Origin of the sequence: Oscillatoria sp. FACHB-1407 (assembly GCF_014697545.1) — a bacterium.
Classification (GTDB): domain Bacteria; phylum Cyanobacteriota; class Cyanobacteriia; order Elainellales; family Elainellaceae; genus FACHB-1407.
On the sequence record NZ_JACJSA010000005.1, the window covers coordinates 269,178 to 285,886 of the forward strand.

Annotated in this window: 11 protein-coding genes and 1 pseudogene; 6 read left to right on the forward strand and 6 right to left on the reverse strand. The window is 48.3% G+C overall.

Translation table 11 applies throughout. The annotated features are described in order from the left end of the window. Window positions 1–18: 18 nt before the first annotated feature. Window positions 19–1,641 carry an AAA-like domain-containing protein gene (locus H6G89_RS10825; RefSeq protein ID WP_190505894.1) on the reverse strand — a complete coding sequence of 541 codons (1,623 nt, stop codon included), beginning with the start codon at window positions 1,639–1,641 and terminating at the stop codon, window positions 19–21. A gap of 549 nt (window positions 1,642–2,190) precedes the next feature. Here H6G89_RS10825 and H6G89_RS10830 point away from each other — a divergent pair. The 5 genes and pseudogenes from H6G89_RS10830 (at window position 2,191) to murJ (ending at window position 6,209) form a co-directional block, all read left to right on the forward strand. Beyond that, on the forward strand, window positions 2,191–3,102 hold the full coding sequence (locus tag H6G89_RS10830; RefSeq protein WP_190505896.1) for a pentapeptide repeat-containing protein: 912 nt from the start codon (window positions 2,191–2,193) through the stop codon (window positions 3,100–3,102). A 103-nt stretch (window positions 3,103–3,205) separates the two neighbouring features. Further along, on the forward strand, window positions 3,206–3,745 hold the full coding sequence (locus tag H6G89_RS34405; RefSeq protein WP_199336658.1) for a transposase: 540 nt from the start codon (window positions 3,206–3,208) through the stop codon (window positions 3,743–3,745). Further along, window positions 3,730–3,993 (forward strand): annotated as a pseudogene (locus H6G89_RS34410) (transposase); the annotation flags it as partial. The gene H6G89_RS34405 and the pseudogene H6G89_RS34410, both read left to right, overlap by 16 nt. 237 nt (window positions 3,994–4,230) lie before the next feature. After that, a complete protein-coding gene (locus H6G89_RS10840) occupies window positions 4,231–4,461 on the forward strand; it encodes a hypothetical protein (protein ID WP_190505898.1) in 231 nt (76 codons plus the stop codon). 119 nt (window positions 4,462–4,580) lie between these two features. Next, window positions 4,581–6,209: a murein biosynthesis integral membrane protein MurJ gene (murJ, locus tag H6G89_RS10845; protein ID WP_190505900.1), complete on the forward strand. Its 1,629-nt coding sequence runs from the start codon at window positions 4,581–4,583 to the stop codon at window positions 6,207–6,209. Window positions 6,210–6,344: 135 nt separating this feature from the next. Here murJ and H6G89_RS10850 read toward each other — a convergent pair whose 3' ends face one another. From H6G89_RS10850 to rfbF, 5 genes are all read right to left on the reverse strand, one after another. Beyond that, window positions 6,345–7,697, reverse strand: a complete 1,353-nt coding sequence (locus H6G89_RS10850) for an NAD(P)H-dependent oxidoreductase (protein WP_190505902.1) — start codon at window positions 7,695–7,697, stop codon at window positions 6,345–6,347. A gap of 3 nt (window positions 7,698–7,700) precedes the next feature. Continuing rightward, on the reverse strand, window positions 7,701–8,246 hold the full coding sequence (rfbC, locus tag H6G89_RS10855) for a dTDP-4-dehydrorhamnose 3,5-epimerase (protein WP_190505904.1): 546 nt from the start codon (window positions 8,244–8,246) through the stop codon (window positions 7,701–7,703). After that, on the reverse strand, window positions 8,243–9,271 hold the full coding sequence (locus H6G89_RS10860) for an NAD-dependent epimerase/dehydratase family protein (RefSeq protein WP_190505906.1): 1,029 nt from the start codon (window positions 9,269–9,271) through the stop codon (window positions 8,243–8,245). The genes rfbC and H6G89_RS10860 overlap by 4 nt, the downstream gene beginning before the upstream one ends. An 8-nt stretch (window positions 9,272–9,279) precedes the next feature. Further along, entirely contained in the window at window positions 9,280–10,491 is a 1,212-nt protein-coding gene (gene lhgO / locus H6G89_RS10865) for an L-2-hydroxyglutarate oxidase (RefSeq protein ID WP_190505908.1), read from the reverse strand. A 133-nt stretch (window positions 10,492–10,624) separates the two neighbouring features. Next, window positions 10,625–11,398, reverse strand: a complete 774-nt coding sequence (rfbF, locus tag H6G89_RS10870; RefSeq protein ID WP_190505910.1) for a glucose-1-phosphate cytidylyltransferase — start codon at window positions 11,396–11,398, stop codon at window positions 10,625–10,627. Window positions 11,399–12,555: 1,157 nt separating this feature from the next. Here rfbF and H6G89_RS10875 point away from each other — a divergent pair. Continuing rightward, window positions 12,556–15,837, forward strand: coding sequence for an SGNH/GDSL hydrolase family protein (locus H6G89_RS10875; RefSeq protein ID WP_190505912.1), 3,282 nt, complete (start codon window positions 12,556–12,558; stop codon window positions 15,835–15,837). Window positions 15,838–16,709 lie beyond the last annotated feature (872 nt).

Sequence of the window (16,709 nt, forward strand, 5' to 3'; positions counted from 1 at the left end):
GTATATTTAGTCAAAACGCTATAACACCTGCTCAAAATAGCGTTGATATAGCTTGCAGCGCACCTGTACTTCGTCGTCACCCTGGCGATCGACTAACCCCAAACTTTGTAGTTTAAATGCCAGTATCTTCTCAACTCGAATTGACTGACCATTAGCCTTGATTAACTTAGTAAATGCATCCTTGAGATCTCGATTTTGATCTAGACGCCAATAGCGACTACGTAAATGAGAATCGTAAATGCTGTGCTCACTAAAATCAGCATTTAGTAATTCGTTCAGAGTTAATTGCTGACTAGCAATGTTATACAGGGCTAACCTCACTAAATAAGGGTGCCCACCGACTAAATCAAGCAACTGACTCACTTCTAATATTGACCAATCAAGTTTATATCTGCGGGTTAAATCAATCACCTGTTTTGAGCTGAACTCTGGCAGATCGATTGCAAGCCCAACATTAAAGGGAGACTGTGAGAGGGGCATTTGAACATAGGATTCAGTTGCGTAGGTCAACACAAGCCGTAATCGTTGCCATTTTTCTTCAGTTTTAGCTTCTTCATGCCAACTCCGTAGAATACTAAAAAAACTAGCAGCAAAGGATGTGTCAAATAAGAGATCGATTTTGTCTAGTCCTAAAACGATTGGGGTGCTGACTTCTCGCAATAAATACTCTGCAAGATAGCTAGTACAGTTCTCCCAGCTATTGAAGGAGTCAAGATCCCAACGCTCATTGACTCGATCGACAACCGATAATCTTTGGCTGATGCTAGTGCAAAACCACCGCAAGAACTGGTCAGCATTGTTGAGAACAAATGTGTCAGCATCTTGGAGATTCAGAAGTACAGTCCGATATTGTTGTCGCTGGGCGTGATACAAAATTTGCCCCAGTAAGGAGGATTTGCCCATCTGGCTGGGTGCTTTGATACGAACCAGAGCACCAGGTTGGAGAATTTGCTCATTACAAAGGGTTTCAATAGGAGGACGTTCTATATAGAGTGGAGAAGCCACTGGCACGATCGCTCCTGGAAATTCACGGGGGTGTTCCCATGGTCCTCGTAGAGCCGGAAGCAGCCCTGATCCTTCCTCAACATCACGATTTTGAGCTTCTGTAGGAATGGCCGTTGTCACGGGTACGCGACGGTTGGCTACCATTTCTAGAAGTTGATTGGCAAGTGTAGAGGTTTGTTCATCTGATTTCCAGTCTAACTGTTCAATAAGGTCTAGATAATTCTTTGTGTCATAAGAGACATTAGTACGTCGAGAAAATTTGACGCGAATGGGAACAATCGCCGGATTGCGATCGCCCTCCTGTTCTCTGCGTTCACGCACCCATCTAATCTTCTTTTGTACAATCTCATTTAAGGCAGCTTTAAATGAGAGGAGGAGCACAAAATAGTCACATTGCCCCAGTTTCTCCTCGATCTGCTCGTGAGGGGTCATTTGTGTAATAAGAGAGACTTGATAGCCAGCGTTAGTTAGGGCATTGTTTAAGGTACTAGCCAATCTATCATCTGAGGCAGGCTCCCTATCACTAGAGGTTTGTTTAACGTAGCTAATTACAACTCTGACTCGCAATGGGTTTGGCGGTGTTGGAGGACCTGGAGATGCTTCCTTTTTCTTCAGCCAATTCAACAAACCAACCATACTATTCCTGTTAATACTTATTAGTATTTATACCAAGTCCATTCTAAGGGTAATTCTTAGACAGTGCCTTTAATCTTTTACTTTAATAACGATTCATTTAGAAGCGCGGATTTAATAAATCCGCAAACTGTTAGGGCGGGTTTAGCAGAATAGTCTGCACCCTGCCATGCGTTCGACGGCAAAACCTGACCTACCCAACATTGAACTTATTTAATTCCGATTTCTTATGGTATTGACGCCAAAGCTTGGATAAACATTTTAAGGACAAACTAAATTAATCCTTAATTCAATAAACTTCTGCTTCTAACGACACAACAGAACAAAACTCATTGCTATAATGCCCAAAAAAAATTGGAACACTCCCAGTGTCGTTTAATTAACTTAATTTTATGTTTTTGCAATCTCCTCCAGTGCTTGAAGACACCTACTTAGTGCTAGAGGCACCCAGAGGAGGCATTTAACTCCTAGTTTTGATAGACAAGGATAAATTCTCTTGCACAGGAAAATTATACTTGCTACTGAATTAAATTAATCTCTTCCACACCTATAATGCAGCGCAAAAAGCTACTCCCAGCAAAAATCTTTACTGCCTCAGTTTGGTATCCCATTGGCTCATTTGTATGTGCACTGCTTACCATGGCTTTCGTTATCGTATTCCACGATACTCTGGATAGCAATCCTGACCAGGGTGAATGTAAAGTTCCCTCTATATATAGAAATGGGAGAAATTGTTTAGCACAAATGCTAGATCCTGGAAATATTGAGGGGTTTAGCGTCCTTTGGCTAGGGTTTTTGTACGTGTTTGAGCGTGACAGACGTAAAAAAGATAGTCAATATGCAGCTTGGCGGATCATTGATCAGGCTGCCAGTGCTAAGGTTCCTACTAGTCGGGCGCGATTAATGGCATTGGAGGATTTAAATCGCGACCAGGTATCGTTAAAAGGCATTGATTTAGTAAAGGCAGACCTAGAAGATATAAATCTCCAAGGTGCTAAATTGCTTAAGGCAGATATGAGACAAACCGTTCTTAAATCTGCAAACTTGCAAAGAGCTGACTTTACCGAAGCCCGACTAGATGAAGCAGATATGTCTCTAGCATCGCTAAACAAGGCAGTTTTAGAAGTTGCTTGTTGTGAAAAAGCTAAGTTAGTTGGAGCCGAATTGGTTGGAGCCAGACTCAGCGAGGCAAACCTAGATCAGTCTGATATGTCTGGTGCTAATCTCACGGGTGCTTTTCTTAGTCGAGCGAATCTTAGCAAAGTTGACTTTAGCGGAGCCGATCTGACTAATGCTTCCTTCAATGAAGCTAATCTTGAAGGAGCTAAATTTTTTGACGCTGAGTTAAAGGGAGCTAAGTTTAGACATGTTAGACATCTGACTCCCGAACAAGTCAAAGAAGCCAGAAACTGGGAACTGGCTAGTTATGATGATGGGCTCAGTCATGAACTTGGACTGCTATGAGTTGCAATCAATTAAAATCTAGGCTCAATAGGTGTTGCAGGGAGATGGAGGCAGAAGGAACCAGATAGAATGCATTCAACTGTGACACAGACCCTCTACTACCATGCTCAACCTGAACCTCACGCATCTGATAGACGATGCCAAATGCTACGAGACGGTGCGCCAGATGCGCTGGAAATCGGGTGTTTGCTGCCCCAAGTGTAACAGTGAGAGGGTGAACAAACGCGGCAAGGATGAGACTCAACCTGAGCGTCAACGGTATTTGTGTAAGGGGTGCGGTGCTCACTTTGATGACCTCACCGATACGATTTTTGCCGGACACCATCAACCATTACGGATGTGGCTATTGTGCCTGTATTTGATGGGACTAAACCTGTCAAATCAGCAAATTGCCCAAGAGCTAGACCTTGACAAAGATGTCGTGCAGGATATGACCACTCAACTGCGTCAGGGGATTGCCTTGTGTCAACCGGAGGTGACCTTGTCCGGCGAGGTGGAATGCGATGAGGTCTATGTTACGGCAGGACATAAGGGTCATCCTGAAGCGGTCAGAAAAAAGGGCGCCAAGGACGGCGCAACCGCCTCAAAGGGGTTCGGGGTCGAGGCACGCTTGAAAAAGAAAAACCACCGATTTTCGGCATGATTGCGCGGGGTGGAGAAGTAGTGATTCGGATGCTTGAGAACGTGCAACAACCAACGATTGAGCCCTTGATTAAAGCAACCATCAGCGCGGGAAGTCTCATTTACACCGATGAGTATGGCATCTACAAGGCCTTATCTAACTGGGGTTATGAGCACAAAACAGTTTGTCACGGAGCGGGTGAGTATGCCCGTGATGACGATGGGGATGGGTTTTGCGAAGTTCATGTCAACACGATGGAGGGCTTTTGATCGCTGTTACGCTCGTGGTTACGTCCTCATCGTGGAATTTCTCAGGAAAAGCTGCCCTTGTACCTGGGGTTCTTTGAGTTTGTCCACAATGCCAGAAAACGAGGCAAAGCCTTGCTCAGTGCTTTGTTAGAAACTCTGCTCTCCTAACTCCCTTAACTCCCTGAATTACCTATTGAGCCGAATTTTTTATTCTTCTCCCGAAACCCAAGCCTAATGCGATGGTTCGAAAAAATATGGATGCAGCGAAAGGCTCGGCAAATTCTTCAAGGAGGGGGTACGGTTATTGATGGGCAAGTGTGTCAGTGTGAATATGACGAAGGCTATTGGAGTGTTGAATTTGAGATAACTGGGAGATCGGTGTCTATTCAGGCAAACTCTATTCCCATTCCGCATCGCCCACCTCAATTAGTGGAGGGCACAAGAGTGAAGTTTTTGCGTGATAGCACAGGTCAGCTATTTCTGTTGTGATTTCTGCTTTGAAAAGGCGATCGCCCCTTCAACAGCAGTCGATCCAGCCAGCAATCTCTAAATTCAGTTTCCAATTCACGCTTAAATAGGTAAGGTCTGTTCAACATCCCTTACTTTTTGTGACTGATTCAAACAAGCCAACTCGCTCCCTCGCTGGCATTGCCGGAATTGTGGCGATCGCCACTCTGGTGAGCAAAATTTTTGGACTGGTGCGTCAGCAAGCGATCGCCGCTGCTTTTGGAGTCGGTGCTGCCGCAGATGCCTACAACTATGCCTACGTGATTCCGGGGTTTCTGCTGGTGTTGCTGGGGGGCATCAACGGTCCCTTTCACAGTGCGATCGTCAGCGTCGTTGCCAAACGCCGTAAAGAAGACATTGCCCCGCTAGTAGAAACGATTACTACGCTGGTGGGTGCGGTGTTGCTGGTCGTCACAGTGTTGCTGATCCTGTTTGCAGAACCGTTGGTGGATCTGGTTGCACCAGGGTTGGGGCGATCGCCAGAGGGGTTACAAATTCGGGCGATCGCGATTCAGCAATTTCGTATCATGTCACCCATGGCACTGCTAGCGGGTTTGATTGGCATTGGCTTTGGCACGTTGAATGCAGCAGATCACTACTGGCTACCATCCATCAGCCCTCTGTTCTCCAGTGTGACAGTGTTAATTGGGTTGGGCGTTTTAGCATTGCAACTCGGTGGCAACATCACCAATCCCGAATATGCGCTCTTAGGTGGACTGGTGCTTGCTTGGGGAACGTTAGCTGGAGCCGTGTTGCAGTGGCTCGTGCAGGTGCCTGCCCAATGGAAAGCGGGGTTGGGCAAGTTGCGGTTACGGTTTGACTTCAATCAACCTGCGATTCGGGAAGTCACCAAAATTATGGGACCTGCAACCCTGTCATCGGGGATGATGCAGATCAATGTCTACACTGCTCTGTTTTTTGCTTCTTTCATTCCGCAAGCCGCTGCTGCTTTGGGTTACGCCAACCTGTTGGTACAAACCCCATTGGGAATTATTTCTAACGTTATCCTGGTTCCCTTACTACCCATCTTCTCGCGGCTAGCGGCTCCCGAACATTGGGGAGAGTTAAAGGGACGCATTCGGCAAGGGCTGATTCTCACCGCTGTAACCATGTTGCCGTTGAGTGCGTTGATGATTACCCTCGCGTTTCCGATTGTGCGAGTCGTCTATGAGCGATTTGCCTTCAACGAAGACGCTTCACAACTCGTGACCTCGGTGCTGATTGCCTATGGGATTGGCATGTTCTTTTACCTGGGGCGAGATGTGATCGTGCGCGTCTTCTATGGCTTGGGAGATGGCGATACCCCGTTTCGGGTCAGTGTGTTCAACATCTTTTTGAATGCCCTCCTCTGCTATTTCTTTGTGGGGCCATTTGGAGCACCTGGACTCGTCTTTGCCACAGTCGGAGTTAACTTTTTCTCAATGGTGACGTTATTGTTCTTGCTCGATCGCCGCTTGAATGGGTTACCCTGGCGTGAGTGGCTCATTCCCACGGCGGGATTAACGGTTAGTAGCGTGATTGCGGGGGTTGCCTGTTGGGGAGCACTGCAAGGTTGTGAACGGGTGTTGGGCACCGAGGGGTTGCTGATCCAACTCATTCAACTTGCCATTGCCGGATCAGTAGGCGTGATTGTCTTCGTGTTGTGTGCGCTGCAATTGCGGTTGCCCGAAGTTGAACAGGTAGGCGATCGCCTCCGTCAAAGGTTCTTCAGAAGCCGCAATGGAAACTGATCTTTGCTGAAAGAGACACGATTAATCGCGTCTGTCCTGTTGATGCTTGAACAAGAAAAAGGGGGCTACAAAAGCCCCCGGAGATAGTGTGTGAGTGAAACTAACGAACGGTTATTCCCGCAACCAATCTTCGTTCTAAACAGCGGCAGGTACTTTTGCCCCAAAGTAGGCATCCTGCTCTGCCCGTAGCTTGTCACACAGGCGACCTTCAGGGATTTCTACATCATCGTAGGTGAGTGCTTGATCTTTGGGGATATCACGCTTTAAGCGGCAACCTTCTGCTAGACCGATGGGCAGCAGACGTTCCGCTTGAACGATCTCAGCTTTTTCACACTCGCCGTAAGTCATGTAGTAGCCCAGACCATCCAATGTCTCGCCTGCTTTGAGGTCGATCTTGGCGGTTGTGATCACATCTACTTTAGGTCCGGCGATCGGAGCCATCACCGCATCCTTGAAGAGGACAACTCGCGCAACTGAGAGGGGCACTTCAAAGTGGCAGAGATGATAGGGCGTGTAGAAGCTATAGAGCGGACCTGTCCCCAACTTATAGAGGTTGAGGTAGTGCTGTTGTTTGGGGTCGTCGTGAGTGCCAAAAACATACACACCAGGACCGGGGCGCACACCAACCACGTAATCGACAATTCCGCCCAATTCCTTGAGTTCATCAACGTCATACAGCTTGGTGCAGTCGTCGATGTGTCCGGTGTAATTGAGGTTAAACTTCTCAATTAGCTCGTCTTTGTGACGGTTGAAGTCATAGCCGTACATACCTCGCTTGGCAACGGTCATGCCTGTGGCATTGGCGACAATCGCCTGCTCAAAGGAGATCTTGGTGCCATCAGCAAAGCTCGTTACCATGTGCGCTTTTTGTCCCCACTGTTTGGCAAAGCCCTCTTGGGTGGTGGGGTTGCGGTAGGGATCTTGCAAACCTTTGATGTTGCCGCAAAGCAGAGGTGTCACACCGATGCTCTTAACGAACCGATAGAGGTTCATCTGCACACCGGGTTGGTCGCCATCACAAGCCGAGAGAACTACTCCAGCTTTGTCTGCATAGACCTTGAGGATAGGTCCAATGGTGCCGTCAAGTTCCGCGTTCATCAGCACAACGTGCTTCTTGTTGGCGATCGCCTCCATCACCACCTGAGCCCCAAACTCGATCGCTCCGGTGACCTCAACAATCGCGTCAATGCCTTCTGCCTGGCAGATCAGCATCGCGTCGTCAGTAACGGCATATTTGCCCTGGGCGATCGCCTCTTCCAATTCGCCAACAGTTTTGACTTCGCGGACATCTTCAACACCTGCTTCGGTGTAGGCACGCTTTGCGCCTTCGATGCTGCGGTTGAAGATTGCGACCAATTCCATCCCCGGAACCGAGTTGACAATCTGGTTACAGATGCCTCGTCCCATGAAGCCAGCACCAATCATGCCGACCCGCACTGGATTGCCCGCTTCAGCACGAGCTTTTAACGCTGTATCAACAATAAACATGACTTAAACTCCTACTTTGGCGGGTTCAAAGGGTGCCCAGGCTGCATCCTTATCGGAAATGACTGTAATAGGGATGGGCCACTCAATCTTAAACGCCGGGTCATCATAGCGAATGCCGCGCTCGTAGCCAGGGGTGTAAAACTCACCCACCTGATAGCCCACCTCGGCACCATCGGTTAACGCTAGATAACCGTGCGCAAACAATTCCGGAACGTAGAGTGCCCGACGGTTGTCTTCGGTCAATTCCACGCCGATATACTCCATGTAAGTTGGGGAGTCGGGGCGCAGGTCAATAATCACATCGTAGATGGCTCCACGAGTACAGCGTACCAATTTGGTTTCTGCCGCTGGGGGAATCTGGTAATGCATTCCTCGCATCGTGCCTGCTTTGTGGTTAAAGGACAGGTTGCACTGTGCCACGGTGGGCTTTAATCCATGCGCTTCAAATTCTTTGGCACAGAAGGTGCGGGCGAAGAAGCCGCGACTGTCTTCCCGGTGCTCTAGATCCAAAATAAAAGCACCTTTGAGTTTGGTTTCAGTAAAGATCATGGCTTGCTCCAGAAGAAGTCTTTGTCAATTTGTTGCGTGCGAATCAGGTATTCCAACTGCTTCAAGCGGGTGAAACCGCGAGCTTCAAACACGTCTTTGGTCATGTCGATCTGCTGGAACAACTTGTAGAGTTGCTCAGCACCACGACGGGCATCCCACTCGCACTTAAAGCCAGGTAATTGGGTGTTGATCTTCTCAAACGAAACCCGATAGCTGCGGTTGTCAGCACCTTGGTCGCCAAAGCTCAACGCACAATCAGGAAAGACATCAGCAATGATTTCGGCAATTTCTTTAACGCGGTAGTTGTTGGAGGTGTCGCCGACGTTAAAGACTTGGTTGTGAACAATGTCACGGGGAGCTTCTAACACGCAGAGCAACGCTTTAGCAATATCCAGAGCGTGAACCAGAGGACGCCAGGGAGTACCATCGCTGATCATCTTGATTTCTTTGGTGGTCCAGGCAAGACCTGACAGGTTGTTCAACACGATGTCAAAGCGCATCCGAGGAGAGGCACCAAAGGCAGTCGCATTGCGCATAAAGGTGGGCGAGAAGTTGTCGTCTGCCATGGGCTTGACGTCGCGCTCCACCAACGTTTTGCACTCGGCGTAAGCCGTTTGAGGATTGACAGCAGATTCCTCAGTGACATCGCCTTCCGTTGCAACACCATACACGCTGCAAGAGGACATATAGACAAAGCGAGGCACTCCTGCTTTTTTAGCCAACTCTGCCAAACGGACAGAGCCTTTGTGGTTGATGTCGTAGGTGATGGTGGGAGACAACTGCCCGGTAGGGTCGTTGGACAACTCCGCCATGTGGACGATCGCATCCACACCTTCTAAATCTTCAACCGTGATATGACGAATGTCTTTGTTGAGGGTTTTAGGCGTGCGCTCGGTGGCGTTGTAAAGCCAACCGACTTTATAGAAACCTGTATCAACACCGATAACATCGTGCCCTTTCTCCATTAGCAGAGGAGCAAAGAGTGAGCCGAGATAGCCTTCTGTTCCAGTAACCAGTACTTTCATGAGTTTTCCTATACAAATGCAGGTTTTAGATGATCAGGAGCGGGAACTCGCTCTACAACTGCTTTACCAATTTCCAGAGAAGAGGTCGCAGCAGGAGAAGGAGCGTTGCAAACGTGAATGGAGTGTTCCCCTTCAACAATCAAAAAGTCATCCACTAGTTTGCCGTCGTGCATGAGTGCCTGTGCCCGCACTCCAGCGTGGGTTGGAATCACGTCTTCGGAGCGGACCTCTGGAATCAATCGCTGCAAGCTTGCAACGAACGCCGCTTTACTGAAGGAGCGAATAATCTCCTTGATGCCCTCGTCGTAATGTTTCGCGGCTAATTTCCAAAATCCGGGATAGGTCATGACTTCTGCAAAATCACGGAGGTCGATGTCGGTCTTATGATAGCCTTCGCGCTTGAGACTGAGTACCGCATTTGGACCTGCGTGAACCGTGCCATCGATCATACGGGTAAAGTGAACCCCCAGGAAGGGGAAGTCAGGATTGGGAACGGGATAAATCAATCCTTTAACCAGATGGCGTTTTTCAGGAACCAGTTCGTAATATTCTCCCCGGAAAGGCACAATTTTGGCTTGTGGATCGACGTTGTTAAGCTTTGCGACGCGATCGCTATGTAACCCCGCACAGTTGATCACAAAGCGAGTTTCAAACTCCCCTTGGCTCGTTTCCAACATCTGCCCTTTCGCAGTTTTGACAATGCGCAACACTTTGGTGCTCAAGCGCAGATCACCGCCCTGCTCACGAATCAAGTCAGCATATTTTTGGCAGACTTTCTTGTAGTCAGCGATGCCCGTGGTCTGGACGTGAATCCCGGCGATCGCACTGACATGAGGCTCATACTCCAGCACCTCTTCTCCTGTAATCCGGCGGACTGGAATACCGTTTTGCAGTCCCCGTTGAAACAGGTTTTCGAGCAGGGGCAATTCCTTCTCTTCAGTCGCGATGATGACCTTGCCACACACCTCATGGGGAATGTTGTGCTTTTGGCAAAAGTCCACCATCGACTGGCAACCATCCCGGCAAAACTTTGCCTTAAAACTACCGGGCTTGTAATACACACCAGAGTGAATTACGCCACTATTGTTACCCGTTTGGTGAAACGCCCAGCGGTCTTCTTTCTCAAGCACGAGGATCTTGGCATCCGGATAACGCTGCCCCAGTGCCATGCCGGTGGAAAGACCAACAATGCCACCACCAATAATTGCAAAATCGTACATAGCTGTCCTGTTGAATTTGAATATTGAATGAATTTGGCTCTCTATGTGCAAACCCAATCACTAGAAGTAGGTCAAAAGGGAACCCTATCGTTAGCCACACAATAGCCACCTAATAGTGTTCCCATCGCCCTTACTACCAAACCTTCCAGGGTGCTTTGTTGCTCTGCCAGAGTCCCTCTAGATAGTTTTTGTCTTTGAGGGTGTCCATGGGTTGCCAAAAACCATCATGCTTAAATGCTGAAAGGTGACCATCATGAGCCAACTTTTGCAGGGGTTCCTGTTCCCAAATAGTGGAGTCATCGGCGATATAGTTGATCACTTCTGGCTCTAACACAAAGTAACCTCCATTGATCCAGGCTCCATCTCCACCGGGCTTTTCATGGAAGCTCTCAATTTTAGTTTGTTCCTGCCCCAGTGAGATGGCACCAAAACGTCCCGGAGGTTGAACAGCGGTTAATGTAGCTAGCCCACCTTGAGATTTATGGAATTCCACCAACTTTGTAACGTCAATATTGCTCACACCGTCACCATAGGTGAAACAAAAGGTTTCATTGCCGATGTGTTCACGCACACGCTTTAGACGACCTCCTGTGAGGGTAGATTCACCTGTATCGACTAACGTCACACGCCAGGGTTCAGCATACCCAGAGTGAATATTCATTTGATTAAACCGCATGTCAAAGGTGACATCTGACATACGTAAAAAGTAGTTAGCAAAATACTCTTTAATAACGTAACCTTTGTAGCCACAACAAATAATGAAATCGTTGATTCCGTGTGCAGAATAAATTTTCATAATGTGCCAGAGAATCGGTTGCCCACCGACTTCAACCATTGGTTTTGGTTTAATCGTAGTCTCCTCGCTCAAACGAGTTCCCAAACCTCCAGCCAAAATTACTGCTTTCATGCGATTAACCTCATGGCTCACAAAGGGGTCAATATCGAATCGATCTATAGTGAGGTTAGCAAGAACTTCAAAGGTAGGCTATAAAGCCCCAGTAAATAAACTGATCATCTATGTAAAAACTGGATGAAAGCTGTAAACATTACGAGTGTGCTTGAACCAGAAACCCAGCTTCTACCGAGAGTTATTAACGCTACATCTAACTCAGTCTGGAAACGAATCTGTAAAACTGCAACTTACAACAATTTTCATTTGTGTATGCCACATCAATCCTTAGCTTCGCTTGAATACATGGGCATTCGGTGTGTAGCACTCGCCTGAAAACCGCTATAAATCTGGTCTAGATTGGCTGTGTCGTGCTTTGCCCTAGTGGGTTGTCATGTGGGTACAGCGGCTCATCGATAGCGATCTATAGTCATCCTATTTGATTCATGAAAAAGTCTGAGATAGGGTCATTGGTCAATCGTTGCTGGTCATTGGTCAATCGTTGCTGGTCATACATAAATGACGCATGACGAATGAAAGAGTAGATTTCACGATCGATTTAGGACTGCTATATATTGATCTGTGAAATGGTGTGTGAAAGGTAGGTTGGGTTTTGCCTACTTTTCACAACCATTGAGGATGGCTCTATATCAACATGGAATCTATGTGGAATCTACATGGAGTGACACTTAAAGTAGGGTTGGAAATTACGGAATGGTCTAAATGTCGCCCATTCTGTGCGTGTAGCTATCACTTCACTTAAGCTTTACAAATTTAGTCGCAAAGAGAGCAACTGTATAAAGAGTGCATAAAACAAATTCTTGCCCTATAGCCTTCTTTTCTACGTATTCGTTACTGTAGGACTCACTGCTGTGTAAAGTCACACACTTTGTTTGATTTCTCCATAGTTGCAACATTTCAGTAAGTGAATGTAATTTCACTGACTTGATGAAGTTCAATAGGAGTTCTTCTGATGTCTATCTAAATTCACTCAAGAGTGACTCACGATTGTTTAGATAGTGCAAATCAGAGTGATTTACTTAACAAGTTTCAGAGCGGTTGAACGTTGATCCCAGTCCAGCCCTGAGCTTTGGACAGCTGTTTTATGGCGGTCCAGAGGTTAACTCTGAAATTCCAGGCTCGTTGTACAGAGTTAGTAGAAGTGGGTTTACATTATGTCGTCAAATCGTAGAAGTTCGGTAGACAAGTTGGCTACAGCCAACCTAAGCCGTGACTTAGAACGCTCTGATGTGTTTGCATCCATGAGCTTAAATTCTAAATATAGTCTTAGAGCAAGTAGTATTTCTGCCCAAGCGGTTACTGGGGGCGATCGCATCGCTCCTCGTGCTGTGTTGTCAAGCGGAGCTGTTAGCGTTGCAGGAACAAACAGCCACACTTTTCGAGTAGTGTACAGCGATCGCAGTGGTTTAAATCGTCGCACTATTCGCACTGGTAATATCCAAGTCACTGGGCCAAACAGGTTTAGCCAGATTGCAACTCTTGTAGGTCGGGTTGCTTTCAACCGTCCAGGCACCCGTGCTACTGCCACTTATCGCATCAATGCCCCCGGTGGCACCTGGGATTTTCTAGACAACGGGGCTTATCGAGTATCTGTACTACGAAATAAAGTCCGGGATATCAATCGAAACCCAGTGAGAGCAGGAGCACTTGGGCGTGGTTTTCAGGTGAATATTCCAAACCCTGCTCCAACCGCCGCTCTTGGCACTAGCACTCTCGGTTCTGGCGATTACACTTTCCGTGTTAACTATTCTGACGATATTGCTATCAATGCCGCCAGCATCGATGGAAATGATATCCAGGTTACGGGTCCTAACGGGTTTAGCCAGTTTGCTCAGTTAGTTAGCGTCAGCCCTGCTGGAAATGGTAGCCCTCGTACAGCAACCTATCGTGTTAACTCACCTACCGAGTTTTGGACAGCAGCGAATGATGGGGCTTATACGATTTCCTTAGTTGCCAATCAAGTCAGTGACAATTTTGGCGCAAGTGTTGCCGCCGGATCACTGGGTACATTCACCATTGAGGCAGGTCGAATTCCTCCGTCAGCGACCCTAAGTGCTAGCAACGTCGCGACGGCAGGGGCTACCACCTACGATTTCACGGTTACCTATGTTGATAATGAAGCGGTCAATGTTTCGACGTTAGGAGATGGAGACGTTCGGGTCACGGGTCCCAATGGATTTAGCCAGTTGGCAACTCTGGTCAGTGTCAATCCCAATAGCAATGGCAGCCCTCGTACAGCGACCTATCGCATCACGACACCAGGGGGGCGATGGAACGGTGCTGACTCTGGTACTTACACCGTTTCAGTTGAGGCAAATCAGGTTAGTGATGCGATCGGCAACTTCACTGCTGCTGGAGATATTGGTACCTTTGCCGTGACGCTGGAGCAAACTCCCGCAACTGCCACTTTAGCGTCTGCACCCCGAATCGCACTAGACAGTGGTTCAAACCTGATTGCAGTAACCTACGCCGATAATGCTGGTGTAGACATCACGACCCTGGACAACAACGACATCCGGGTTACTGGACCCAACGGGTTTAACCAACTGGCTCGATTTGTACGGGTAGAGCCTGTGAGCAACGCAACTTCCGTCACTGCAACCTATCGACTCGACGCACCGGGTGGCAGTTGGGATGGAGCCGCTGCTGAGAACGGCACCTACGCGATCGCCCTCCAGGCGGATCAGGTCAGCGATGTGAACGGCAACGCCGCTGCTGTCACAGCTCTAGGCGGATTCCAGGTGCAAATGACTCCGCTCCGCGTTGAAGCAGAAACCCTCACGCTCTCAAACTACGTTACACAGGCAACCAACTTTGCCTCTGGCAATTCGTTGATTCAGCTCAATACAGGCTCAGGACTAAATGCCACTGGAACTGCAACAACCAACTTCACAGGTCCCTCTGGTATTTACGACCTGGTGGTTCGCTACCTGGACGAGAATGACGGTGTCTCTCGCATTGAAGTGCGGGTTGACGGCGTATTGGTCGGTGGATGGAACCTGGATAAAGATCTGGGTTCAGGGACACTGGCTGAAACGAATTTCGCATTCCAGACCATCTCTGGCGTAGCCATCAATGCTAATTCCCAGATTCAAATTACGGGGCAGCAAGTTGCACCTGAGCAATCGCTAGCAGGTGAAGGTGCCCGCATTGACTACATCAGCTTTGTGCCACGAGTCAATGGCTCAGGTACAACTCTGCCAGGAGCGTTAATTGGCACAACAGGAGATAACACGATCACTGCAACGGCTACAACCAATACTGTTGATTACTCTCAACTGTCAGCCGGAATTATTGCCAACCTGGCGACCAACTCGGTTCTAAAACCGATCTACGGTGGCTTAGCGACACCTAAGATCATGCCACTCGGCGATTCGCTGAGCCTGGGTGAGCACGCTGAGCAACCTAACTCCCCAGGGGCATATCGCGTCCAACTCTATCAACGTTTTGTCAACGATGGTTTGGCGACTGGCATTTTTGCGCCTGATTTTGTCGGTTCTGGCAACCAAGCCGCCGCTCCCATTCCTGATAAAAACCATCAGATCACAGGCACAGGAACCATTGACTCCAACCTCGATATCGTTAACACGGCTGCATTTACCTCGTTTGGCACCAATGTCGTGCTGCTCATGGTAGGTACGGTTGATACGAGCAACATCGCGGCTAACAATAGCCCTCTAGAAACCATGCAGCAAGATCTGCTTGATCTGGTCAACCGCATTACTGAGCGGCTACCCAATGCAGAGGTACTGGTCGCTTCCGTGCCTCCAGTCGCAGGAACCAGCACACAGGCACGGATTGACCAGATTCAGGACTACAGCGAGTTGATTCCTGGCATCGTCGGTAGTGTTGCGGCAGCTGGCAGAAATGTACGCTTTGTGGATGTTAACGGTGGACTGACACAGAGTGACCTCCTGGCGGGCGGGGTCAACTTGGCAGCCTCCGGACACACTAAGATCGGTAACCTGTGGTACGACGCTTTGATGGATGAAGATACACTCGCTGGTATCGAAAACATCACTGGCACTGCCTTCAGCGACATCATTAGCGGCACCAACAGTGATAACCGGATTGAAGGGGGTCTGGGGAGCGATCGCCTCACAGGTGGCACAGGTGCAGACACCTTTGTCTACCGGAGTTTGACTGAAGGAGAAGACACCATCACCGACTTCACAACCTCTGACACAATTCAGATCTCAGCATCTGGTTTTGGAGGTGGTCTAGTGGCAGGTGTGAGTCTGGCAAACGGTACCGCATCGGCAACCGGAACCTTTGTTAACGGGGCTAGCCCGATTGGCACAGGACCTAACTTCCTCTATAACAATGGCTTCCTGCGTTATGACCCCGATGGTACAGGCGCACAAGCCGCAGTGACGATCGCCACTTTGACGGGTTCTCCAGCTCTTACAGCTGCTCGAATCAGTATCGTCGCTTAATACAAGTTTTGTAGAGAGACAACGAATTGTCTCTCTACAGCAGTTGGGGTCAACGTGCGGAGGCAGAAGACTAGTAGCAAATTCCAGGAAACTGGCATCTGTTTTACTAGTCCTGCCTCCCTTTTCTGCCATAAAATCTAGAATTCCGCCATATTTCGCCAAACGATTCGCGAAAAAGGCTAGGAGATTTCTGAGAAAGAATTTACCAGTCGGTTTCTGGTAAGGGCGTTTCGCGAAACGCCCTTACAGGTATTTTGTTTTCTGGAAATCTCCTTATACCGAATTTAAATGGTTTCCAGTGCAAATGCGGATGCTCGTAGGGGCGGGTTTAGCGGTTTACTAACGGCAAACCCAAGAGCCTATCTGCAAAACCCACCCCCACTATCACAGGGAGTGCAAGGGGGCAGTGCTTTCGGCGTGGGGGTTTCCCACACCCCGTACTGCACCCAGACAGGTATTGCTTCATACATAGATCAGAAGACAAACCTCGTTTCCAAACTCCTGATTGGAAATGGGGTAACGGAGGCCCTGCCTCCTGAAGCCATGGTTGGAGGCAGAGCCTCCCTGTGTGCATTCCTGGCTAGAAGCCAGAAGAATTTTGGCAACATACTTTCTGCCAGAGTGATTAAAGAGAGATATAAAGCGACGCAAATGGATTTTTATTAAGTTCACTACACCTTGAAGATTCAGTGAAAACCCTAGCAGTATCTTCCCATCTTTCAGGAAAGAAGGTCTATATTTGCGAAGGACTCAGTAGTTTGAATGAGAAAGCCGACAAAAGGTGTTGAATATCAGTGAGTTATCCTGATTCCAATTGTCTAACTGTTGGTTGTTATTGGGCAGTCTCACAAGTTTCGCTGAGGTAATGACTT